Source organism: Streptomyces sp. NPDC002889 (genome assembly GCF_042888425.1).
In the GTDB taxonomy this organism is placed as follows: domain Bacteria; phylum Actinomycetota; class Actinomycetes; order Streptomycetales; family Streptomycetaceae; genus Streptomyces.
This window is the reverse complement of sequence record NZ_JBIAPT010000026.1, coordinates 91,309-112,888: the sequence shown is the minus strand read 5'-3', so window position 1 is coordinate 112,888 and position 21,580 is coordinate 91,309. Positions and strand designations below refer to the sequence as shown.

Here is a 21,580-nt window from a genome sequence, read left to right as displayed (position 1 = left end):
GCTCGAGATCCCGGCGTCCCGGCAGGCACGGGCAACGCGGACAGCGATTTCGCCACGGTTGGCGATGAGCACCTTGCGCACGATGGCTCCCTCCTGACCGGCTCGGAAATGTGGTGCACCCGTGCTCGGACTTCGAGTGAATTCGTTAATCCAATGATTGTTCGGGCATGTTTCCCCTTTCAAGGGACACGGATTCAGCCTTCGGTCAGGTTCTGCAGGGCGGCTGCGGATTTGTGGGCCGACGGCAAAGTGAATGTCAGAGCCGGGACAGGCGCCGAGATGGACAAGGGTCGGGACCGCGACCGGCACAGACGGGCGGGCGTGGGGCCGCGTCCCGGTCACCGCCATGAATGAGCCGACGTCGGCTCCCACGGAATAGGGCCGGCGGTGTTCGAACGAAAAAAGGGGTGGGCTCCGTTTTACGGAGCCCACCCCTTGTTCGGTGCACGCTGGTCGATTGGAGACAGGAAGAAGTATCAGCCGTGCCCGAAGCGGAATCCCACACCACGCACAGTGATGATCCAGTCGCTGCCTCCGAGTTTGTTACGGAGGCTGCTGACATGTGTGTCGACGGTCCGCCGGGACCAGGAATCACCCCAGACCTGCTGCATGATTCGCTTTCTCGGAATCACGGTGTCCGGGTGGGAGGCGAGAAGATAAAGCAGGTCGAACTCTTTGCGTGTGACCTCGACGACGCCGCGGCCGGCGAGGATGACCTCGCGCGAGCTGGCGTCTATCCGTAACGGACCGTGCGAGACCACCTGGGCGGTGTGCGGTTGCGGCCGTACGCGGCGCATGACGGCGTCCATACGAGCCATGAGTTCGCGGAAGCCGTAGGGCTTGACCACATAGTCGTCCGCGCCGGCCTGAAGGCCGAGTACGCGGTCCAGTTCGGTTCCCCATGAGGTGACGGCAATGACGGGGACATCGCATGTCGTCCGGATGCCCCGGCAGACCTCCAGGCCGTCCAGATCCGGCAGTTCGAGGTCGAGCAGAATGATGTCGGGTCCGTCGCAGGCCTGGAGGGCCGCTCCTCCCGTCCCGACACCCTCGACCTCGTGCCCGTGCCGGCGTAGTCCGTTGGCTAATGCTTCCAGGTCACCGGTGTTGTTCTCGACCACGAGAACCCGCCAGGCAGCGGCGGTGCTCTGCACGGGCAAGGACAGTCTTTGAGGCTCCAGCATGTTCGTCGAGCGCTGACTCATCAGTCTCCCCCTACTGGTCCAGCTCGATGCGCAGTACAGGCCATCTCGAGCGACGCTACAAACCTACTCATCGGTTTGTCAAAGAAAATCTGTGTAACCAAGCCATGCCAGGTCAGTGACGGGGTAGTTGATGTCCACGTTTGACCTTCGGTGAGACGTATGGCGTTGCCGATTCGGCCAGATCGTGGCCCCATCGCCCCTCGGGCGGCAGGTAATCGCTGCAGGTGCAGGCCGAGGCTGCGCTCCCCTCGGTAAGCTAAACCTGGGCAGCGGTTTGTTAACGAGAGGTTCGTCCCGGCGTGTCGCCGTGAATCTGCGGTGACATGAAACTGACAGACCGTCATGGATGTTTTGTTTTCGGGCATTTCATCTTGGGCGGCCCTCGGTCGCCGCCCCCTCCGTGCGACAGGCCAGGCCCTCCGAGCAGCGGCGACCCCGCGTTCGGGAGGGGCTGGAATCACCCGGGGCATCCGCGAAGAAACCTCAGTACGGCCCCTCCACGGCATCAAGAACCTACTGTAGGGTCGGTTTTAAACGGGACGAGGAGAACAATCCAGTGGCAGCACAACAGGAACGGGCCACCCGCACCCGCCAGGCGCTGCTCCGCTCCGCGGCCGAGGTCTTCGACCGATGCGGATACACGCAGGCGAAGCTGGCCGACATCAGCGCCGGCGCCGGTGTGAGCCCAGGAGCCCTGCACTTCCACTTCGAGAACAAGCTCGCCGTCGCCGATGCCGTCGAGTCCGCGGCCTCGCGCACCCTGCAGCGGGCGGCTCACATCGCGTACCACGAGCGAGTGCACGCGCTTCAGGCCCTCACCGACATCTCGCACGCGTTCGCGGGCCTGCTGCGCCGGGACGTGGTGACACGGGCCGGCTTCCAGCTCGACAACGACAACTGCCGCCACGGCCACAAGCGCTTCAGCCGGGAGTGGCACACCTGCATCGAGCGGCTTCTGGCCCAGGCGGACCGCGAGAAGGTGCTCGCCAGGCAGGTGGAGCCTGTGGCCATGAGCTGCACCATCATGGCGGCGACCACCGGGATAGGAATCCTGATCAAGGACAGCGACGACTCGCGGATCGGACTGGCCCTGACCGGTTTCTGGCAGGCGTTCCTGCCCGGCCTTGCCGTCCCGGAGGTGCTCGGCGGGCTCAGGCCGGCCGGTAACCGCGCGGTGGTCGACAAGGCCGTGGCGGTCTCCGCCCAGGGCCTCCAGGAGGCGCAAAGCGCCTCCTGGGGCTGGCCGGGCAGTTTCTGAGGCGCCTGATGCTCACCATGTCGCGGTCACCCCGCGCAACCGGAGCGGCCGGATCAGCTCAGAAGCTTCCTGTACCACGGCGCATGCCGGCCGAACTCGGCCGCGAAGCCGGCACCGGGATCGCAGCCGAGGTCCGACCAGGGCCGGTCGTCGGCGAACCAGTGATCGACGGCGAGCATCTCCAGATGGTGCAGCGCGCCGGGCGAGGTGGACAACCGGGCACGAGCGGCACCGAGGCCGATGCCCGGCCCCGCCCATGGCAGTCCGAGCTCGCCGGTCACCCTCGACACCAGCTCCGAACAGGTCACCGGCTCAGGGTGGTTGACGTGATACACGCCCTTCGGCTCGTGGGGCGAGAGCGCGGCCGCGAGCAGTGCACGCCCCAGCGTCGCCACATCGATCAGGGAGTGCCGGGCGCCACTCCGGATCCCGCTCGCCGACAGCTGCCGCAGCAGACCGGCAAGACCGGGCACCACCCAGCGGTCCCCTTCTCCGTATACGAGATGCGGACGCAGCACCGCACCGCCGGAGTCCAGGACATGGCGTTCCGCCGCGGCCCGGCTCCGGCTGGTGGCCGACACCGGGGCGAGCGGTGCCCGGTCCGGCAGCAGTTCGGTGAACGGGCCCCGGCCGTATACGGCCGCCGTACTCAGCGAGACGATCCGGCCGACGCCGCTGCGGCCCGCCTCCTCGACCAGTGCCCGGGTGCCCAGGTCGTTGACGGTCCGGGCGGCCTCCTCGTCCCCGCCGACCAGCGACGCGCAGTGGATCACCGCGTCCACCCCCGCACAACTGCCGCGCAGCGAAGCGGGGTCGGCCAGGTCTCCGTATACGAACTCGGTCCGCTCATCCGCGACCGCGTCCCCGAGCGGGGCGACCCGGCGTGCGAGCAGGCGCAGCCGGACTCCTGGCACGGTGCGCGCCGCGGTCACCACCTGGCTTCCGATGAAGCCGCCCGCCCCCGTGACGAGGAGGCGCGGTGTCACGTCCGGACTGCCTGAAGGACGTGGGCAGCGGCACGGGCACAGGTAGGGGCATGGGCATGGCCGAGCGTGCCCGTGAAGACGAGCTCGTCGTCCTGCACTCCCTCTATGCGCACCATGGTCGTCGCTTCGTCGTCCGACGGCAGGATCCGGGCCCCTATCCAGCAGGCGCGGTCGAGTTCGGCATACCGGTGGAAGGCGATGTCCACCGACGTGGGGAAGAAGACGTGCTCGGGATCGACGGCGTTGGCGGCCTGCCGGGCCGCCTCCACGAGCAGGATTCCCGGCACATGGTCGTTCGGCCGGCCGAACAGGGTCGGATGAGCGGTGTCGAGCCGCAGCTGCCAGACGTGCCGCCGCCAGGTGGGCGCCAGTACGACATCGCGCTCCGCGGTCCGGCCCGCCGCTCGCGGCGGTATGCCGGCGATCAGCGGCACCCGACGGCCGGCCGCGGACAGCTGCTCGCCGCGCAGTCGGCGGTACACCCGGGCGGAGGTGCAGCTGATGCGCCCGCTGCTGGCCGCGAGGAGGGCGCCGGTGCCGCGGCGCAGGAAGCGCGCTGCCACGTGCATGCCGCCGAGGCCCTGCCCACGCCGCTTGACCTGGGAGCAGGTGAGGTCCAGGGTGATGTCCCCGGACGCCTCGCCCACCAGGAAGCCGGGGACCGCGGTGGTGTAGGCCAGGTCCCACATCACGAACTGGTCGCCGACCGGAACCCCGAATTCCGCGTGCGCCAGCATCATGGTCGCCTGCCGTATGGTCTCGGCGACGAGCAGAGGGTCCTGGCGGCCGGAGACGGGGGAGAAGAAGCGGTGGGCGCGTGGCCAGTGCACGGATACGAGAAACCGCGTGTCCGTCAGCCTCGTCCAACCGGTGGGGAAGATGTCCTCCCGGTCGGTCCGGTGCACCAGTTCTCCGGAGACGACGCCTCGACGGCTCTCCGGCGCCGCCCCCACGGCGGTGAGCGAGCGCGTCCCGACTCCTGTGGTCCGGATGGACTCTTGAACCTGAATCACGGAATTACCCCCCATGGCAGTCCCTGCAGGGGGCCCCTCCCCCCTCGACAACAGACTGGCAGTCCGGTTTTCTTTTCCGTGCGGACCTGACCAACATCTGACAGAAGCAGGCGCGAAGTTATGGCACAGCAAGCCCGTGCGATCCAGACCCGGCAGTCGATCCTGCTGGCGGCCGCGGCCGTCTTCGACGAACGCGGATACGGTTCGACCACCATCAACGAGATCCTCGCGCGGGCAGGAGTGACCAGGGGCGCTCTCTACTTCCACTTCGCCTCGAAGGAGGAGTTGGCGCTCGGTGTGATGGAGGCCCAGATGGACCTCGGGCCGCTGCCTCCGCAGTTGACGAAGCTGCAGGAGCTGGTGGACCAGGGATTGCTCCTCGCCCACCAGCTGCGGCACGACCCTCTGGTGCGTGCCAGCGTCGGGCTCGCGATGGAGCCGTGGGGCGAGGGACTCGACCGTAGCGCCCCGTTCCGCTCCTGGATCGAGCGGCTCAGGACCCTGCTCGAAGCGGCGAGGACGCAGGGTGAACTGCTGCCGCACGTGAGCCCGGAGGAGACCGCCGAGTTGCTGGCGGGCGCCTTCACGGGCATCCAGGAGATGTCCCAGGTCCTGTGCGAACGCAAGGACTTGCAGCGCCGGGTGGCGGTGATGCTGCACCACGTCCTGCCGAGCATCTCGCTGCCGGCCCTGCTGCCCACGCTCGACATCGCCGAGGACCGGGCGGAGCGGCTGCTGGCCTTGCGTGAGGCGCAGGAGCACGGCTGACCGCCGGCGGCTCAGTTCTCCGTACCGTCGCCGAGACGGTATCCGACGCCGCGGACGGTGACGATCCAGTCGCCGTCGCCGAGCTTGCTGCGCAGGGTGCTCACATGTGTGTCGATGGTGCGGGTGGACACCGCCGACTCGTCCGCCCAGACCTTCGACATGAGGTCCTTGCGGGAGACGACCGTCTCCGGGAGCGAGGCGAGGAGATGGAGCAGGTCGAACTCCTTGCGGGTCACATCGATGATCCGCTCGCCCACCCGGACCTGTCTGCTGCGCGGATCGATGTGCAGCGCGCCGCGCGAGACGGTGGAGACGCTCGTACGGGAGTGGGCGCGGCGCATCACCGCGTCCATCCGCGCCGCGAGCTCACGAAATCCGTAGGGCTTGACCAGGCAGTCGTCGGCGCCCGCCTGCAGGCTGAGCACCCGGTCGAGTTCGGTGTCCCCGGCGGTGAAGGTGATGACGGGGGTACTGCTCTTGGCGCGGATCTCGCCGCAGACCTCCACGCCGTCCAGGTCGGGGAGCCCCAGATCGAGGAGGACCAGATCGGCCTGCCGCCAGGCGTGCAGCGCCGTCAGGCCCGTACGGGCACGGCTGACCTGATGCCCGCTTCTGGCCAGCCGGGCGGCAAGAAGCTCGGCGGCCTCGTCATCGGAATCAACTACTAGAACGCGCATTCTCACTCCGCACCGGGACGGTGATCTCAGCCGGGTTCGGGCCCGCCCGAGATCACCGTCCGGGACTACTCGCCCGCCGACCGGGTGTGGACCACGCGGTAGGTGTTCCAGTCGTGGGACGTCGCCAGGGCGGCGACACGGGCGTCGGTCTTCTGCCGGGCGGCGGACCGCTCGGTCTCGGACACGGCACGGAAGGCGTCGTAGGACTCCTTGTCGTTCCACTGCGCGTACGTGACGACGAACGAACCGTCGAGGCCACGCGCCCGCAGCCCGCGCAGGACCGTGTGGGTGCGGTAGCCCGGCACCTCGAGCAGCCAGTCCTGGGACGGGCCGAGGGCGTCGACCAGGTCGTCCTGGTTCTCCTGGGCCACGCCGAAGATCTCGATGACCGTGTAGTCGTCGCGGCCGGGCGAGATCTCGGTGACGCCGCCCAGCTCCGGCTTCTGCTGGGTGAACGTCACATCGTTCTGCAGCAGCCGGATCGAAGTGGTGATCTCGGTGAACAGCGGCATCGTGCGGTGCTTGAACTCCTCGCCCGCGTAACGGGCTTCGAGGTCCTCGGTGCTGCGCCACTGGATGAAGTTGGCCGTACCCGGCTTCTCCTGGCCGGCGTGCACCGTGCTGGATATCCAGCCCGGGTAGGCGGCGGAGTCGACGATCTCACGCATCGCCCCGAGCAGACTGTCCTGCTTTTCGGGCGCATCGGTCGCGAACAGGTTGAGAACGGTCAGGTACTCACCGTCGGCTGCAATCTTCGGCATTCTCTCTTCTCTTCCTATTGGCCGGTGTTTCCCGAACAGCATCACAAGAACGCCTTGCGAGATAAAGTGCGTTCTGTTCAAGGGTTTTGGCAAGTTCGTCAGGTCTTCGAGCGCGTCGTCAGATCTTCTGCAGTTTCGTCAAGTCTGTGACAAACGGCCTTGGGAACCCATAGGAATTGACGCCATGCTCGGGTAATGAACTCAAGGGAGCCAACTTCCGAGGTAGCCTCGCTGCTCGACAGATATCTCATCGACCTCGACGACACCAAGCTCGATGACGCATGGGCGCGGAGCCTGTTCACCGAGGACGCCCGCATCGTTTTCCCGATGAGCGCGCACGAGGGCATCGACGGTCTTGCCGCGTACCACCGCGACGCCCTGGCGGCGTTCGAGCGGACGCAGCACATCAACTCGCCCGCGGTCGTCGACCTCACGGGCGGCGACCGGGCACGGCTGCGGGCCAATCTGGTCTCCACGCATGTGCACCACCCCGATGCGGCGCAGGAGCAGCTCTTCGTGGCCGGCACCCTGACGACCGGCGAGGCCCGCCGCACGCCCGGGGGATGGCGGCTGAGCGAGCTGTCCTTCCGCGTGGTGTGGACGACCGGCGTCCCGCCCCGGCAGGGAGCGTCCGGATGACGGCCATCGCGGCGGCTCCGCAGGAGATGCGGACCGCGATCATGCTGCTCGACATCGGTGTCGTCCTGCTGGCCGGTGTCCTGCTCGGCCGGGTCGCGAAGAGGCTGCGCCAGCCGGTCGTCATCGGCGAGATCACCGCGGGCATCCTGCTGGGCCCGAGCGCCCTCGGACTACTGCCGGGGGATCTGCCGCATGTCATCTTTCCCGCCGATGTACGGCCGTTGCTCTCGGCCGTCTCCCAAGTCGGCCTGGTTCTCTTCATGTTCCTGGTGGGCTGGGAGTTCGAGAAGCGACTGATACGGCCGCACATCGGCCTGGCGGCCGGGGTCTCGCTGTCGTCCATCGTGCTCGCCTTCGGCCTCGGCGTGGCCCTCGCGACCGTGCTCCATCCGCGCCACGCCACGGTCGCCGGGCAGCACATCTCCTTCACCGCCTTCGCCGTCTTCATGGGTACCGCGATGTCGGTGACGGCGTTCCCGGTACTGGCCCGCATCCTCAGCGACAGCAAGCTCCTCGACACCCGGGTCGGCACCCTGGCGCTGGCCAGCGCGGCCATCGACGACGTGCTGGCCTGGTGCCTGCTCGCGTATGTCTCGGCGCTGGTCAGCGCGGACGGCGACTACATGGACCTGGCGCTGATCGGGGCACTCAGTCTGGCCTATGTCACGCTGATGCTGCTCGTGGTCCGGCCGCTGATCTCCCGCCTGGTGTGGCGCTGGGCGGCCACCGGGCGCTGGTCCGCCCTGCTCGCGGTGCTGTGCGCCGGCGCCTTCGGCTCGGCGTGGCTGACGTCCTGGATCGGCATCCACGCCATCTTCGGCGCCTTCCTGTTCGGCTTCGTGATGCCGCGCGAGCCGGCGCGCGTCCTCGCCCAGCATCTGCGCAAGCCGGTCGAGAACGTGAGCCTGGTGCTGCTGCCGGTGTTCTTCATCGTCACCGGGCTCGGCGTGGACCTCGGCGCACTGAACGGCACCGACTACCTCATGCTGACGCTGATCATCACGGTCGCCTGTGCGGGCAAGCTGCTGGGCGCCATCGTGCCGGCGCGGCTCTTCGGGCTCTCCTGGCGGGAGTCCAAGGACCTCGGGCTGCTCATGAACACCCGGGGACTGACCGAACTCATCATCCTCAACGCGGCCGTCAGCCTCGGCGTCCTCGACGGGCGGATGTTCACCATGCTGGTGATCATGGCCCTGGTCACGACCGCGATGGCGGCGCCGCTGCTGTCCCGGCGCGAGGCCCTGGCCACGCCGCCCCAAGAACCCGTCGCGGACTTCATCGGCCCGCGGACCTGACGAGAGGGCTCACGTGATTCCCGTACAGCCATCCGCCCAGAACCCGGCGCACCCGCGTCAGCAACAGCAGCCGGTCGACGGCAAGGCACTGCGCCAGGTGTGCGGAACCTTCGCCACCGGCGTCACGGTCATCACCACCGGCGGACCCGGCAGCTACGCCGCGACCACGGTCAACTCCTTCACCTCGGTCTCGCTGGAGCCGCCGATGGTGCTGTTCTGCCTGCACCGCCAGTCCCGGCTGCGCCCCGTCCTGCTGGAGTCCGGCGGTTTCACCGTGAACTTCCTGACCCGCCAACAGGAGCCACTGGCCTGGGCGTTCGCGGGCCGCGAGTCGGCGAACATCGAGGACGTCCCGCACCACCGCTCCCCCCAGGGGCCGCCCGTCCTCAGCGAGGCCCTGGCCTTTCTGTCCTGCCGGCTGACCGAGGAGTACGACGGCGGGGACCACTCCATCGTGCTCGGCGAGGTGGTCGGACTCGGGGCGCCGGGCCAGGACGCGGACCCGCTGATCTTCTACCGGGGCTCGATGCGTGCCCTGGAGGAACGACTCACCGGCGCACCACGCCGTTGACGTTCCCCGGCAGCCGCTCAGGACCGGCGGCTCGGGGTCCGCTCCTCCGCCTCGTCGAACTGCTGCCGTGCCTGCTGGACTTGGTTCAGATGGGCGGAGGACCAGTCCGCGAGCGTCGCGAACAGCGGCGCCAGGCTGCGGCCGAGCTCGCTGATCTCGTACTCCACCCTGGGCGGAACCTCGGGGTAGTACGTGCGCACGACCAGGCCGTCCCGCTCCATCTGCCGCAGCCGCTGCGTCAGCACCTTCGGCGTGATCGTGCCGATGCGGCGCTGCACCTGGACAAAACGCTGTGTGCCGTACTCGTTGAGCGTCCACAGGATCGGTGTCGTCCAGCGGCTGAAGACGATGTCGACCACCGGACCGATCGGGCAGGCCTGCAGCGAATCGGGCGCCGCCGTTGCTGTCGCCGTGCCCATGCTGCCGTTGTCGCCCATAAGGACCCCTCCGGGGAAGTCGCTTTCCTCTAGGTACCTACTTTACCCAGGATGCTAGCTTCCTGGAGTCGACGCAATAACGGTTCCGTTCACGGCACTCGCCACCTCCCCGCGCGCACCGCTCCGGAATTCCCTTCCGTCTCATTCACCACGAGGAAGCGCTATGTCGATCCCAGAATCCGTGCACACTCCCTCCACGACCGCATCCGCGTCACCGGGCTCCTCGGGTGCCCGCCGCCCCGGGCTCATTCTGGCGTTCCTCAGCCTCGCCGGATTCATGACCTTCCTCGATGTGTCGATCGTGAACGTCGCACTGCCGACCATCGAGTCCGAGCTGCACATCTCCGAGAGCCAGCTGCAGTACGTCGTCACGACGTACGGAATGCTGCTCGGTGGATTCCTGCTGCTCACCGGGCGGCTCGCCGACACCTTCGGCCGCCGCCGCATGCTGCAGACCGGCCTGGTCGTGTTCGCCCTGGCCTCGCTCCTCGCGGGCCTCGCCCAGGATTCGCTCATGCTGATCGTCGCCCGTGGCGCGCAGGGCCTCGGTGCCGCGTTCATCGCCACCGCCGCCCTCAGCCTTCTGACGAACACCTTCGCCGAGGGCGCCGAGCGCAACAAGGCACTCGGAGTCTGGGGCGCACTCAGCGGTATCGCCGCGGTCGCCGGAGTCACTCTGGGCGGCCTGCTCACCGACGGGCCCGGCTGGCGCTGGATCTTCTTCATCAATGTGCCGATCGGAATCGGCGGTGCGATCCTCGCGCCGTTCATCGTCCCCGAGAGCAAGTCGGCCGAGCGCCGCACGTCCTTCGACATCACGGGTGCCGTGACCCTCACCGCCGGCCTCGTCCTGCTGATCTTCACCCTCGGCCAGACCGTGGACGACTCGGACGTGCCGGCGGTACGGATCTACGGCGGCTTCGCCCTGGCCGCCGCGCTGATCATCGCCTTCCTGCTGATCGAGCGGCGTGCCAAGTCCCCGCTGATCCCACTCAGCATCTTCCGCCGCCCGGTCCTGCGTTCGGCGAACATCATCGCCGTACTGCTGCTCGGCACCGTGGTCACGCTGTTCTTCTTCGCCAGCCTCTTCATGCAGCAGGTCCTGGAGTACTCGCCGGTCAGGACCGGCCTGGCCTACGTGCCCCTCGCCGTGGTCACCGCGGTCGGCGCGGGCATCGCCTCCCAGGTGGTCACCAAGGTCGCCCCCAAGCCGGTGCTCCTGACCGGGCTCGTGCTCACCACGACCGGCATGCTCCTGCTGTGGCGGCTGCCCGCCCACGGCAGTTACGCCATCGACATCCTGCCCGCGTTCATCATCACCGGCCTCGGCCTCGGCCTCTCCTTCGTGCCGCTGCAGGTCTCCGCGTTCACCGGGACCGAGGAACGCGAGTCGGGCCTGGCCGCCGGACTCATCAACACCAGCCAGGAGGTCGGCGGAGCGCTCGGACTGGCCGTCGCCGCGACCATCGCCTTCCGCAGGATCCCGGAGCTGGCGGCGAAGGCGGCCGGCGACCCGGAGCTGGAGCGCGCGGCGCGCGCATCCGTCTTCCACGAGGCTTTCCTCGTGGGAGCAGGCTTCGCCGTGGCCGCGTTCGCCGTCACGCTGGTGCTGTTGCCCTTCGTCAGGACGCAGGCCGACGACGCCCCGCGGCACGCCGCGTAAGAGACGGGCGAGCCCATGCCGACTCACCAGCCCCTGAGGCTGCCGGCCTCGGCCGAGGCCTTCCTCATGGAGAACCATCTGTGCACGCTGACCACCATCCGCCCCGACGGCTCGCCCCATGTGGCGCCCGTACGGTTCACCTGGGACGCCGACGCCGGGCTCGCCCGTGTCATGACGGCACTCTCGCGGCGCAAGACCCGCAACCTCCTGTCCGGCCCCGGCAGCCGCGTCGCGGTTTGCCAGGTGGCCGGCCCCCGCTGGGTCACTCTTGAGGGCACCGCCACGGTGTCCGACGACCCGCTGCGGGTGGCCGAGGGCGCGCGCCACTATGCCAAGCGCTACTGGGCCTCGCCGCCCGATCCGCCGGGACTCGTGGTGATCGAGATCGCGGTCGACCGGCTGATGGGCCTGTACTGAACGGTGGACACCGACCGTCCGACGAGGGTGCCGGGAGTCCTCTCCCGGCACCCTCACTCATGTCTGTAGTAGCTGTAGGGGATTTGACGAACTTGTCAGAACCCTGAAGCGACGGCCGTTCATCTGGGCCACCGCCCTCGGAATACTGGAGAAAACACCAGCCGGGAGAGGGAAGATGACGAAATTCGATGCCGATGTGATTGTTGCGGGAGCGGGTCCTTCGGGTCTCATGCTCGCGGGCGAACTGCGTCTGGCCGGCCTTTCGGTCATCGTGGCCGACCGCCTTGCCGAGCCCATGCAGCAGTCACGGGCCCTGGGATTCTCGGCCCGTACGATCGAGGAGTTCGGCCAGCGCGGACTGCTCGAGCAATTCGGTGAACTCGAAACCATACCCATGGGCCATTTCGGTGGCCTTCCCGTCGACTACCGCATTGTCGAAGGCGGAAACTTCGGCGTCCGCGGTGTGCCGCAGTCACTCACCGAGGCCATTCTCGCCAAATGGGCGGTCGGCCTCGGCGCCGACATCCGCCGCGGACATGAGCTCGTCGGTCTCGACACCGGCGCCGACGACCGGGTCGAGGTGGAACTCGCCACTCCCGACGGCACCCAGCGCCTGCGCGCCGCCTACGTCGTGGGCTGCGACGGCGCCCGCAGCACGGTCCGCCGCCTGGCCGGCATCGACTTCCCCGGGGTCGACGCGACCATCGAGATGAAGATGGCCGACGTGGCCGGCGTCCAGGTGCGCATCCGCCCGACCGGCGAAGTCGGCGAAGCCGGCATGGTCGTGGTCCTCCCGCTCGGTCCGCAGGCCACCCGTGTCGTCGTCTTCGAGCGCGACGCCGGGGTCAGGAAGACCCAGGAGCCGCCCACCTTCCAGGAGGTGGCCGCCGCCTTCCAACGCGTGACCGGCGAGGACATCCACGGCGCCACCCCGCTGTGGACCAGCTACTTCACCGATGCCAGCCGCCAGGCTGCCGAGTACCGCCGGGGCCGGGTCTTCCTGGCCGGCGACGCCGCGCACATCCACCTCCCCATCGGCGCCCAGGGCATCAGCGCCGGGGTCGGGGACGTGGTGAACCTCGGGTGGAAGCTCGCCGCCGAGTTCAAGGGCCACGCCCCGGCCGGCCTCCTCGACACCTACCACAGCGAGCGGCACCCCGTAGGCGCCCGGATCGTCGCCAACACCCTGGTGCAGCGCTCCCTTTACCTCGGCGGCCCCGAAATGCAGCCGCTGCGCGACGTGTTCGCCGAACTGATCACGCTCGAGTCGGTCCAGCGGCACCTCGCCGGCATGGTCACCGGCCTCGACATCACCTACGACGCGGGGACCGGCGCCGGCGGGCACCCCCTGCTCGGCCGCCGGCTCCCCGACCAGGAACTGATCGTCGACGGCCAGAAGACGACCACGTACGAACTGCTGCACCAGGGCCACGCCCTGCTGCTCGACCTGCACGACAACGCCGCGCTGCGCGGCACCGCCGCCGGCTGGTCCGACCGCGTCGACACCGTCACGGCCACCCGGCCCGACCCCGGGGCCCCGGCCGCGAGCCTCCTGGTGCGCCCCGACGGCTACATCGCCTGGATCGGTGTCGACGGCTCCGACGGCGGCCTCGCCGACGCCCTCACCCGCTGGTTCGGCGCGCCCCGCGCCGAGAGCTGAGCACCCGCCCCACCGAGAACCCCGACCCGAGAACCCAGTACCGAGAAGAGGAGTGCGGTCTTGACCACCAAGGCTGAGGCAGACAAAGAGGCCCCCATGGCCGGCAAGTGGATCGAGTGCGACGTCGCGATCCTGGGTTCGGGCCTCGCGGGCTCGATCACCGGCGCGATCCTGGCGCGGCAAGGGGCGAGCGTCGCGCTCATCGACGCGGGGCAGCACCCGCGGTTCGCGGTCGGTGAGTCGCAGAACCCGCAGCTCGTGGAGTGGCTGCACATTCTCGCCGTACGGTACGACGTCCCGGAGATCAAGCACCTCCTGGACATCAAGGCCGTCACCGAGCACATAGGCCCGCACCACGGCAGGAAGCAGAGCTTCGGCTTCGTCTCGCACCGCAAGAACCGCGAGCCGAACCCGCGCGAGGCGACGATGTTCGTCATCCCCAAGATGCTCACCGAGGCCACCCACCTCTACCGCCAGGACACCGACTCGTACTACCTGAACGTGGCGGCCAAGTACGGCTGCACCATCCGCCAGAACTGGCGCGCCACCGACCTCGACTTCGACGACGACGGGGTCACCGTCACGGGCCAGAACGGCGAGGTGTTCCGCGCCAAGTACCTCATCGACGCCAGCGGATTCCGCTCACCGCTCGCCCAGAAGTTCGACCTGCGGGAGAACCCGCCCCGGCACAAGCACCACGCCCGGTCCCTGTTCACGCACTACGTCGGCATCAAGCCGTACGACGACGTGTGCAACTACCCCGACAACCTGCGCCCGCCGGCCAACGCGCCCTTCCACGGCGGAACGCTGCACCACCTGATCGAGCGCGGCTGGTTCTGGATCATCCCGTTCGACAACTACAAGGACTCCAAGAACCCGGTGTGCAGCGTCGGCCTCACCTTCGACGAGCGTCTGTACCCCAAGCCCAAGGACATGACTCCCGACGAGGAGTTCAACCACTACCTGGACATGTACCCGGCCGTGAAGAGGCAGTTCGACGGCGCCAAGCGGGTGCGCGAGTGGGTGTCCACCGACCGGCTGCAGTACTCCTCCAAGCGCACCGTCGGCGACCGCTGGTGCCTGATGTCGCACGCCGCCGGCTTCATCGACCCGCTGTACTCTCGCGGCCTGTCCAACACCTTCGAGGTGGTCGACGCGCTCGCCCATCGGGTCCTGGACGCGCTGCGCGAGGACGATTTCCGGGTGGAGCGTTTCGCGTACGTCGAGGAGCTGGAGCAGGGCCTGCTCGAGTACAACGACAAGATCGTGAACAGCTCGTACATCGCGTTCTCCCACTTCCGGCTCTGGAACGCGGTGTTCCGGGTCTGGGCGTGCTTCACCACCCCCGCCACGATGCGCCTGCTCCGGGCCCGCCAGGACTTCGCCCTGGACGGCGACGACCGGCACTTCAAGGAGATGGAGAACTCCCCCTACCCCGGTCTGTGGTGGCCCGACAGCCATGCCTTCAAGCACCTGCTCGACGTCACCGCCGAGAGCTGTGAGCGGTACGAGGCCGGGGAGATCGACGGCGACAAGGCGGCCGACATCGTGTTCCAGGCCATCCGCGACTGCGAGTCCGTCAACACGCCCTTCGGCTGGAAGGACGGGGAGGACCACCGCTACTTCTGGGCCACCACCCCCACGATGATGAAGTTCATGTGGTGGGCGAACACCCAGGCTCCCACGGAGATGCGCGACCTCGGCCGGGCCATGATCACCGGCGTCGTCAAGCAGGGCCTGCGCGGCAAGAAGGTCTCCTGACACGGAGAGCCGCACCGGCATCCTCACGTCCGCACGTACGCGCATCCCCACATCAGCACACACGCACATCCGCATCTTCGTCGACCCCGGCGCCACCGTGCTCGCGCCGCCCATCCGGGCGGACGGGCCGGTGCGCGCCGGAGCCATGGCACTCCATCTGCCGCTCCTCGTCCTCAACCGATTCGACCCTGGGACACCGTGTGATCAGTCGTAGAGCACTCCTCGGCGCCACCACCGCCGCCGTCGGCCTCACCGTGCTGCCGTCCAACCCCGTCGCCGCGGGCACCCGTATCCCGTGGGACCAGCTCGACCGGAACCTCACCGGGCAACTCGTCCGGCCGGGCGACGCGAGCTACAACGTCGCCCGGCAGCTCGAACTGGCCCAGTTCGACGCCATCAACCCCAAGGCTGTTGCCTACTGTGTGAGTGCGAACGACGTGTCGGTCGCCGTGCGCTTCGCCCAGGACAACTGCCTGCCCGTCGCCGCGCGCAGCGGCGGCCACAGCTACGGCGGTTACTCGACGACTCCCGGTCTGATCATCGACGTCTCACGGCTTTCCGCCGTGACGATCGCCGGCCCGGACACCGTGCACATCGGCCCCGGCGCCCAGAACGTCGACATCCTCAACAAGCTCGCCCCGCACGGCCTGGTGGTCAGCGAGGGCGGCTGCCCCACGGTCGCGGCCGGCGGCTTCCTGCAGGGCGGCGGCTTCGGCTTCCTGACCCGCCCGCTCGGCATGGCCTGTGACGCGGTGACCTCGGCCGAGGTGGTCCTGGCCGACGGCCGGATCGTCACCGCCTCCCCCAGCCGCAACGCCGACCTGTTCTGGGCGATACGCGGCGGCGGTGGCGGCAACTTCGGCATCGTCACGAGGTTCACGGTCACTCCGCACGCCGGCGACCAGATGGCCATCTCCAACCTGGTCTTCCCGTACGACCGCACGGTCGACGTCCTCGACGGTGTCGCGCGGTGGCTGGTGGACGCGCCGCGCACCATCGGGGGCGGCGCCTATGTCGTCCAGCCGGACGCGGCGCCGGGCTCCGTGCCGGCGGTCAACGTCATGCTGGCCTCGCGCGGCACCCCGGCCGAACTGGGCACCGAGACGGCCCGGTTGCTGTCACTGGCCGGTGCCGCGCTGAACCGGCAGGACGCCGTCATGACGTACCGGGCGCTGGAAATGATGGTCTTCGGCTGTGGCAACCTGACCGAGGACCAGTGCCGACGGTCCGAGAAGACCCCCGCCGGCGTGCTCACCCGGCCCGAGTTCGGCCTGGAGCGCACCCGCCTGGGGAGCCGGCCCCTCGCCGGAAGTGGCTGGGCGGACGTGATGTCGGCGTTCGACGCCGACCGCAGGGCCGGCCAGGCGCGCTACCTGGACCTGCACATGTTCGGCGGCGCGGCCAACGACCCGGCCCGCACCGACACGGCCTATGTGCACCGCGACGCGCTGTTCTCCGTCAACTACCGGGTCCACATCAACGACCGGGCGGCCGACACGGCCGAGGCCCGGGCCGTCGCGACGTACTGGGTGGACAACGGCTTCGCCGCGATCGACCCGCTGTCGAACGGCGAGACGTACCAGAACTGGATGGACGCGGCTCTGCCGGACTGGAAGTCCTCGTACTACGCGGAGAACTACTCGCGGCTGGCGTCGATCAAGTCCAAGTACGACCCGAACCGGTTCTTCAGGTTCGCCCAGGGCATCGGAGCGGCCGGCTGACCGGGTACGCGCGAGGGGCCGCCGGGATGGTGCTCCGGCGGCCTCCTCACCGTGCCTCGTCAGGGCCGGCGGCCGTACCACCCGACGAGCTTGTCGATGTCCGGCGCGTCCTCGGGAACCTCCACGACGGGACCGAAGGGCACCTGCCCGCCACGGGGCTCCGCCGGGACGGCGCGTCGCATGTTCGCGAGCGGCGCCGCCAGGACCGCCGGGTCCCACTGGGGCCGCTGGCCGGTGGCCTTGGCCAGGTCCCAGGTGTGCAGGACGAACTCATTGGTGTAGATCACGGCGGCGGCCGCGCCCGGCACCGCGCCCCAGGGCAGGCCGACCTGCCGGCCCAGCACGGCGGGGTCCGACCAGACGGCGCCGATGTCACGAGCGCCGGCCTCCCATGCGGCCGGCCACGCGCCGTCGGCGACGTCCTCGGCGAAGTGCGGAACGCTGAAGAACTCGCCCCCGGCGCCGATCACGGCGACCCTGCGCGCCACGGACACCAGGTGGTTGCAGAGGTCCCGCACGGTGTAGTCGGGACAGGGCGTGGCCCCGTCGTACTGCTCGGGCCCTACGGCGGCGATCGTCCGCCCGGCCAGCTCGAGGGCCTTCATGAGTCCGGTACGGGGATCGGCCTGGGAATCGGGAGTACCGGCACTGCGCATGGTTTCGGTCATGTCCCCATCCTCCGGACCAAACAGGTCACCCTCCGTCCTGTTTCCGAAAAGAATGATCAGACATGAGAGCTGACCGCTTGGTGGCAACCCTGCTCTTCCTGCAAGTGCGAGGAAGGGTGACCGCGACGGAAGTGGCCGCGGAACTCGAAGTGTCCGAGCGCACGGCGCGCCGCGACCTGGAAGCACTCTCGACCGCCGGAGTCCCCGTCTACTCGCAGCGCGGGCGGGGCGGTGGCTGGGCTCTGGTGGGCGGTGCCAGGACCGACCTCACCGGACTCAACGCACACGAGATCAGGGCGCTCTTCCTCGCCGCGGGACCGATGTCCTCGACCCCCGAGCTCCGTTCGGCGCTGCGCAAACTGGTGCGGGCCGTTCCCGAGCCGATGCGCCCGGACGCGGAGGCCGCGTCCCGCGCGCTCGTCGTCGACGGCCTGGACTGGTCGCGCACGGCCGTCGCGGGCGGCACCGGGCACCGCGAAACGCTGGAGCGGTCGATCCTCGACGGAACACAGGTCCGCCTCGGTTACGCGCGTCCCGGCAAACCGGCGTCGCAGCGCGTCGTGCACCCGCTCGGCCTCGCGTCCAAGGCCGGGTCGTGGTACCTCGTCGCCGGTACGGGGCACGGCCTGCGGGCCTTCAGGCTCAGCCGGGTCACCTCCGCCGAGCCGACCGGCGAGAGGGTCGAGCGGCCCGACGGCTTCGACCTCGCCACGGCCTGGCGCTCCCTCGCGGCCCGGCTGGAGGAGCGCATGCTCGCCGCGACCGTGAAGGCCCGCGCCGACCGGGCGGTGCTGCCGGTTCTGCAGCGGCTGCTCGGGGGGCGGCTGCGGGTCGGCAGGGAGCGGCCCGACGGCTGGGTGGAGCTGGAGGCCGACGGACCGTCGATGGACGTACTGGCATCCCAGCTGGCGGGCCTCGGTTCGAGGATCGAGATCCTCGAACCTCCCGAGGCACGCAAGCATCTCGCGCGCCTGGCGGCCGAACTCGCCGCCCTCTACCGGCCGTCGGACAAGCCGTTGGAAGGAGTATCGCTCTCGGGATAGCCACTTTCCTCTAGGTACCTACTATGAAAAAGATGCTACGTTCGCGGAACCCGGGGAAGGAACGGCGCCCCGCCATGGACAACGCCGTGCTCAGCGGCGGGAGTTACCACGATGTCTGCTCACCACCACTTACGGGAGAAATCATGATCGTCGTCACTGGAGCGACCGGGAACATCGGCCGGCCGCTCGTACAGGCACTGACCGCGGCGGGCGAGCAGGTCACAGCCGTCTCGCGCCACCCCGCAGAGGGCGAAGCACCGCAGGGCGTGCGGTACGCGCAGGCCGACCTGGCCGACTCCGAGAACCTGCGCCCCGTACTCGAGGGAGCCGACGCGCTGTTCATCCTTCTCGCGGGTGAACTCCTCATGGGTGGCGAGAGCCCTTCCAACCTCCTCGATGTGGCGAAGGCCGGCGGCGTCCGCCGCGTGGTCCTGCTCTCCTCCCAGGCCACCGGGACGCGCCCCGGAGCCGTCTCGCACGCTCGTCTGCACGCCTTCGAGGAAGCGGTGAAGGAGTCGGGCCTGGACTGGACGATCCTGCGCCCGGGCGGTTTCGCCACCAACGCGTACGCCTATGCCGAGACGGTCCGCGGCACCCGCACGGTCGTCGCGCCGTTCGGCGACGTCGCCCTGCCGGTCATCGACCCCGCCGACATCGCCGAGGTGGCGGCCGTCACCCTGCGCGAGGACGGCCACGCCGGCCGGACGTACGAGCTCACGGGCCCGGAAGCGGTCTCCCCGCGCGGGCAGGCCAAGGCGATCGGCGACGCACTGGACGCGGAGGTGCTCTTCGTCGAACTGAACCGTGACGACGCCAGGACCCACATGCTGCAGTTCATGCCCGAGCCCGTCGTGGACGGCACCCTCGACATCCTGGGCGAGCCGACTCCCGCCGAGCAGCGGGTGAGCCCCGACGTCGAGCGGATCCTGGGCCGCGCCCCCCACACCTTCGCGGAGTGGGCGGCCCGCAACGCAGCGGCCTTCGCGTAACACCGCGGCCCCACATGCCCTTGCCCCCTACGGCCGGCGTAGGGGGCAAGGGCATTCCCCCGCGGTTCCGGCGGGGCGCCGGCGTCGCGCGCCGCCGCCGGCCCAGGCACTCGGCGCCGGCCTGCGGTGCCGAGAGTCCGGCTCAGCCGCCGGCGGCCTCGTCGATGCGTCGGCGCAGGCGCCTCATCCCGCGCAGCCACCGGTCGGTGTCGGTCGCCCGGAAGGCGTAGTGGTCCCGTACCTCCGGGTGGGGCAGGATGAGGAACCGCCCGTCCGCGAGCCCCTCCATGACCTCGTCGGCGACCTGCTCGGGTTCGAGGACCGTGCCGGCGAGCACCGCCTTGGCTGCCGCGTCGGTCTTCTCGTACATCTCGGTGCGAACGCCGAGCGGGCACAGGACCTGGACGGTCACGCCCTTGTCGCCGTGGGTCGCCGAGAGCCACTCGGCGAAGGCCAGCGCACCGTGCTTCGAGACCGAGTACGACGCCGATTCGAGGTGCGTGAGCAGGCCTGCCGCGGAGACCGTGGCCAGGAAGTGGCCGCGTCCCCGTTCCAGCCAGGGCCCGATCAGGTGACGGGCCGCGCGCACGTGACCCATGACGTTCACCTGCCAGACCTGCTCCCACACCTGCTCCGGGGTGTCCTCCCCGCCGCCGGGCTCGATGCCCGCGTTCGCGCAGAACAGGTCGATCTCGCCGAGGTGGGCGCGCGCCGCAGCCACCAGGGCGGCCACGCTCTCCTCCGCACCGGCGTCGCCCGGCACGGCGAGCCCGCCGACCTCGGCGGCCACCCGCGCGGCCGCCGCGGCGTCCAGGTCGTTGACCACGAGCCGGGCACCCTCGGCGGCGAACCGGCGGGCCAGTGCCGCACCGATGCCGGACCCGGCCCCGGTGACGACCACACCCGCGTTGTTGAGCTCCATGGCTGCCGTCCGCCCTACTCGTCCGCGACCTGGAGCACGAGCTTTCCGAGGTTCTCGCCGCGGAACAGTCGCAGCAGGGTCTCGGGGAACGCCGCGACTCCGCCGGACACCACGTCCTCCACCGATCGCAGCTTCCCCGCCGCCCGCCAGCCGGCCAGTTCCGTGACGGCCTCGGCATACCGGTCGGCGTAGTCGAAGACCACCATTCCCGTCATGGAGGCCCGATTGACCAGCAACGACATGTAGTTGCTCGGTCCCTTGACCGGCTCGGTGTTGTTGTACTGGGAGATCGCGCCGCAGATGACGATCCGGGCGCCGCGCGCCAGCCTGGTCAGCACCGCGTCCAGGATGTCGCCGCCGACGTTGTCGAAGTAGACGTCCACACCCTCCGGGGCGTGCTCGCGCAGGGCCTTGCGCACATCCTCGGTCTGGTAGTCGATCGCGGCGTCGAACCCGAACTCCTCGACCACCGAACGGCACTTGCGCTCTCCGCCGGCGATGCCGATGACCCGGCAGCCGAGGATCTTGGCGACCTGGCCGACCACGTTGCCGACCGCGCCCGCCGCTCCGGAGACCACGACGGTCTGCCCCGGCTTCGGCGCTCCGATGTCGAGCAGGCCGAAGTAGGCCGTCATGCCCGACATACCGAGAGTGCCGAGATGCACGGGCAGCGGCGCCAGCGACGGGTCGACCTTCGTGACGCCGCGGCCGTCCGAGACGCAGTACTCCTGGACACCGAACGAGCCGGACACATGGTCCCCCACCGCGAAGCCGGGGTGGCGGGAGGCGATGACCCTGCCCACCGCGCCGGCGCGCATCACCTCGCCGATGTCGACCGGCCGGATGTACGACTTGCCCGCGTTCATCCAGCCGCGCATGGCCGGGTCGATCGACAGGTAGAGCACCTGCACCAGCAGCTCACCGTCGGCCGGCTCTCCGACCGGCTCCTCGACGTACTCCCAGTCGGTGGACCGGGGCTGCCCCACGGGACGTGCGGCCAGGCGCATTTGACGGTTGATGCGGCTCATCCCCGCGACTCCTTGACTATGCATACCGACTGGTAGGTACGTGACTCGTGAGGTTAGGCGCTCGTCGAACGGGGGTGCAAGGGGTCCCACCCGCGACC

The 21,580-nt window shown here is 69.3% G+C and carries 22 protein-coding genes; 12 read left to right on the top strand and 10 right to left on the bottom strand.

Features of this window, described 5'->3' with window-relative positions:
- On the bottom strand, positions 1 to 81 hold an 81-nt coding region (locus ACFYWI_RS31370), incomplete at its 3' end, for a biotin carboxylase N-terminal domain-containing protein (RefSeq protein ID WP_389239036.1).
- Between the two features lie 395 nt (positions 82 to 476).
- Positions 477 to 1,205, bottom strand: a complete 729-nt coding sequence (locus ACFYWI_RS31365; RefSeq protein WP_389239025.1) for a response regulator transcription factor — start codon at positions 1,203 to 1,205, stop codon at positions 477 to 479.
- Positions 1,206 to 1,761: 556 nt separating this feature from the next.
- On the opposite strand from ACFYWI_RS31365, the gene ACFYWI_RS31360 reads away from it, so the two are divergent.
- Positions 1,762 to 2,463: a ScbR family autoregulator-binding transcription factor gene (locus ACFYWI_RS31360; RefSeq protein ID WP_389239023.1), complete on the top strand. Its 702-nt coding sequence runs from the start codon at positions 1,762 to 1,764 to the stop codon at positions 2,461 to 2,463.
- Between the two features lie 53 nt (positions 2,464 to 2,516).
- Here the strand turns inward: ACFYWI_RS31360 and ACFYWI_RS31355 are convergent, their stop codons facing one another.
- Positions 2,517 to 3,449: an NAD-dependent epimerase/dehydratase family protein gene (locus ACFYWI_RS31355; RefSeq protein ID WP_389239021.1), complete on the bottom strand. Its 933-nt coding sequence runs from the start codon at positions 3,447 to 3,449 to the stop codon at positions 2,517 to 2,519.
- A complete protein-coding gene (locus ACFYWI_RS31350) occupies positions 3,446 to 4,462 on the bottom strand; it encodes a ScbA/BarX family gamma-butyrolactone biosynthesis protein (protein WP_389239019.1) in 1,017 nt (338 codons plus the stop codon). The genes ACFYWI_RS31355 and ACFYWI_RS31350 overlap by 4 nt, the downstream gene beginning before the upstream one ends.
- A 120-nt stretch (positions 4,463 to 4,582) precedes the next feature.
- Between ACFYWI_RS31350 and ACFYWI_RS31345 the strand changes: the two genes are divergently transcribed.
- Positions 4,583 to 5,230 carry a ScbR family autoregulator-binding transcription factor gene (locus ACFYWI_RS31345; RefSeq protein WP_389239016.1) on the top strand — a complete coding sequence of 216 codons (648 nt, stop codon included), beginning with the start codon at positions 4,583 to 4,585 and terminating at the stop codon, positions 5,228 to 5,230.
- 11 nt (positions 5,231 to 5,241) lie between these two features.
- Here ACFYWI_RS31345 and ACFYWI_RS31340 read toward each other — a convergent pair whose 3' ends face one another.
- Positions 5,242 to 5,907 carry a response regulator transcription factor gene (locus tag ACFYWI_RS31340; RefSeq protein WP_389239014.1) on the bottom strand — a complete coding sequence of 222 codons (666 nt, stop codon included), beginning with the start codon at positions 5,905 to 5,907 and terminating at the stop codon, positions 5,242 to 5,244.
- A 65-nt stretch (positions 5,908 to 5,972) separates the two neighbouring features.
- Positions 5,973 to 6,668, bottom strand: a complete 696-nt coding sequence (locus tag ACFYWI_RS31335) for an antibiotic biosynthesis monooxygenase (RefSeq protein ID WP_389239011.1) — start codon at positions 6,666 to 6,668, stop codon at positions 5,973 to 5,975.
- Between the two features lie 195 nt (positions 6,669 to 6,863).
- Between ACFYWI_RS31335 and ACFYWI_RS31330 the strand changes: the two genes are divergently transcribed.
- The 3 genes from ACFYWI_RS31330 to ACFYWI_RS31320 are packed head-to-tail and all read left to right on the top strand — an operon-like array spanning position 6,864 to position 9,173.
- Positions 6,864 to 7,307, top strand: a complete 444-nt coding sequence (locus ACFYWI_RS31330; protein ID WP_389239009.1) for a nuclear transport factor 2 family protein — start codon at positions 6,864 to 6,866, stop codon at positions 7,305 to 7,307.
- Positions 7,304 to 8,602, top strand: a complete 1,299-nt coding sequence (locus ACFYWI_RS31325) for a cation:proton antiporter (protein WP_389239007.1) — start codon at positions 7,304 to 7,306, stop codon at positions 8,600 to 8,602. The genes ACFYWI_RS31330 and ACFYWI_RS31325 overlap by 4 nt, the downstream gene beginning before the upstream one ends.
- A gap of 13 nt (positions 8,603 to 8,615) precedes the next feature.
- A complete protein-coding gene (locus ACFYWI_RS31320; RefSeq protein WP_389239005.1) occupies positions 8,616 to 9,173 on the top strand; it encodes a flavin reductase family protein in 558 nt (185 codons plus the stop codon).
- Between the two features lie 17 nt (positions 9,174 to 9,190).
- On the opposite strand, the gene ACFYWI_RS31315 is transcribed toward ACFYWI_RS31320, so the two are convergent.
- On the bottom strand, positions 9,191 to 9,610 hold the full coding sequence (locus tag ACFYWI_RS31315; protein ID WP_389239003.1) for a winged helix-turn-helix transcriptional regulator: 420 nt from the start codon (positions 9,608 to 9,610) through the stop codon (positions 9,191 to 9,193).
- Between the two features lie 163 nt (positions 9,611 to 9,773).
- On the opposite strand from ACFYWI_RS31315, the gene ACFYWI_RS31310 reads away from it, so the two are divergent.
- The 5 genes from ACFYWI_RS31310 (at position 9,774) to ACFYWI_RS31290 (ending at position 16,832) form a co-directional block, all read left to right on the top strand.
- The gene (locus ACFYWI_RS31310) at positions 9,774 to 11,273 is read left to right on the top strand and encodes an MFS transporter (RefSeq protein WP_389239001.1); all 1,500 of its coding nucleotides are present in this window, start codon (positions 9,774 to 9,776) and stop codon (positions 11,271 to 11,273) included.
- Positions 11,274 to 11,288: 15 nt separating this feature from the next.
- Positions 11,289 to 11,690, top strand: a complete 402-nt coding sequence (locus ACFYWI_RS31305; RefSeq protein ID WP_389238999.1) for a pyridoxamine 5'-phosphate oxidase family protein — start codon at positions 11,289 to 11,291, stop codon at positions 11,688 to 11,690.
- A 175-nt stretch (positions 11,691 to 11,865) separates the two neighbouring features.
- Positions 11,866 to 13,350 (top strand): FAD-dependent monooxygenase, encoded by a 1,485-nt coding sequence (locus ACFYWI_RS31300; protein WP_389238997.1) that lies wholly within the window; start codon positions 11,866 to 11,868, stop codon positions 13,348 to 13,350.
- A 60-nt stretch (positions 13,351 to 13,410) separates the two neighbouring features.
- Positions 13,411 to 15,111, top strand: coding sequence for an NAD(P)/FAD-dependent oxidoreductase (locus ACFYWI_RS31295; protein ID WP_389238994.1), 1,701 nt, complete (start codon positions 13,411 to 13,413; stop codon positions 15,109 to 15,111).
- A gap of 200 nt (positions 15,112 to 15,311) precedes the next feature.
- Positions 15,312 to 16,832, top strand: coding sequence for an FAD-binding oxidoreductase (locus tag ACFYWI_RS31290; RefSeq protein WP_389238992.1), 1,521 nt, complete (start codon positions 15,312 to 15,314; stop codon positions 16,830 to 16,832).
- A 59-nt stretch (positions 16,833 to 16,891) separates the two neighbouring features.
- Here ACFYWI_RS31290 and ACFYWI_RS31285 read toward each other — a convergent pair whose 3' ends face one another.
- Positions 16,892 to 17,500 (bottom strand): TIGR03086 family metal-binding protein, encoded by a 609-nt coding sequence (locus tag ACFYWI_RS31285; protein WP_389238990.1) that lies wholly within the window; start codon positions 17,498 to 17,500, stop codon positions 16,892 to 16,894.
- A 62-nt stretch (positions 17,501 to 17,562) separates the two neighbouring features.
- On the opposite strand from ACFYWI_RS31285, the gene ACFYWI_RS31280 reads away from it, so the two are divergent.
- Together ACFYWI_RS31280 and ACFYWI_RS31275 are read left to right on the top strand one after the other, a co-directional pair.
- Positions 17,563 to 18,543: a helix-turn-helix transcriptional regulator gene (locus ACFYWI_RS31280; protein WP_389238988.1), complete on the top strand. Its 981-nt coding sequence runs from the start codon at positions 17,563 to 17,565 to the stop codon at positions 18,541 to 18,543.
- A 143-nt stretch (positions 18,544 to 18,686) separates the two neighbouring features.
- Entirely contained in the window at positions 18,687 to 19,532 is an 846-nt protein-coding gene (locus ACFYWI_RS31275; RefSeq protein WP_389238986.1) for an SDR family oxidoreductase, read from the top strand.
- Between the two features lie 142 nt (positions 19,533 to 19,674).
- Here ACFYWI_RS31275 and ACFYWI_RS31270 read toward each other — a convergent pair whose 3' ends face one another.
- On the bottom strand, positions 19,675 to 20,454 hold the full coding sequence (locus ACFYWI_RS31270; protein ID WP_389238984.1) for an SDR family NAD(P)-dependent oxidoreductase: 780 nt from the start codon (positions 20,452 to 20,454) through the stop codon (positions 19,675 to 19,677).
- 14 nt (positions 20,455 to 20,468) lie between these two features.
- On the bottom strand, positions 20,469 to 21,482 hold the full coding sequence (locus tag ACFYWI_RS31265) for an NADP-dependent oxidoreductase (protein ID WP_389238982.1): 1,014 nt from the start codon (positions 21,480 to 21,482) through the stop codon (positions 20,469 to 20,471).
- Between the last annotated feature and the right edge of the window lie 98 nt (positions 21,483 to 21,580).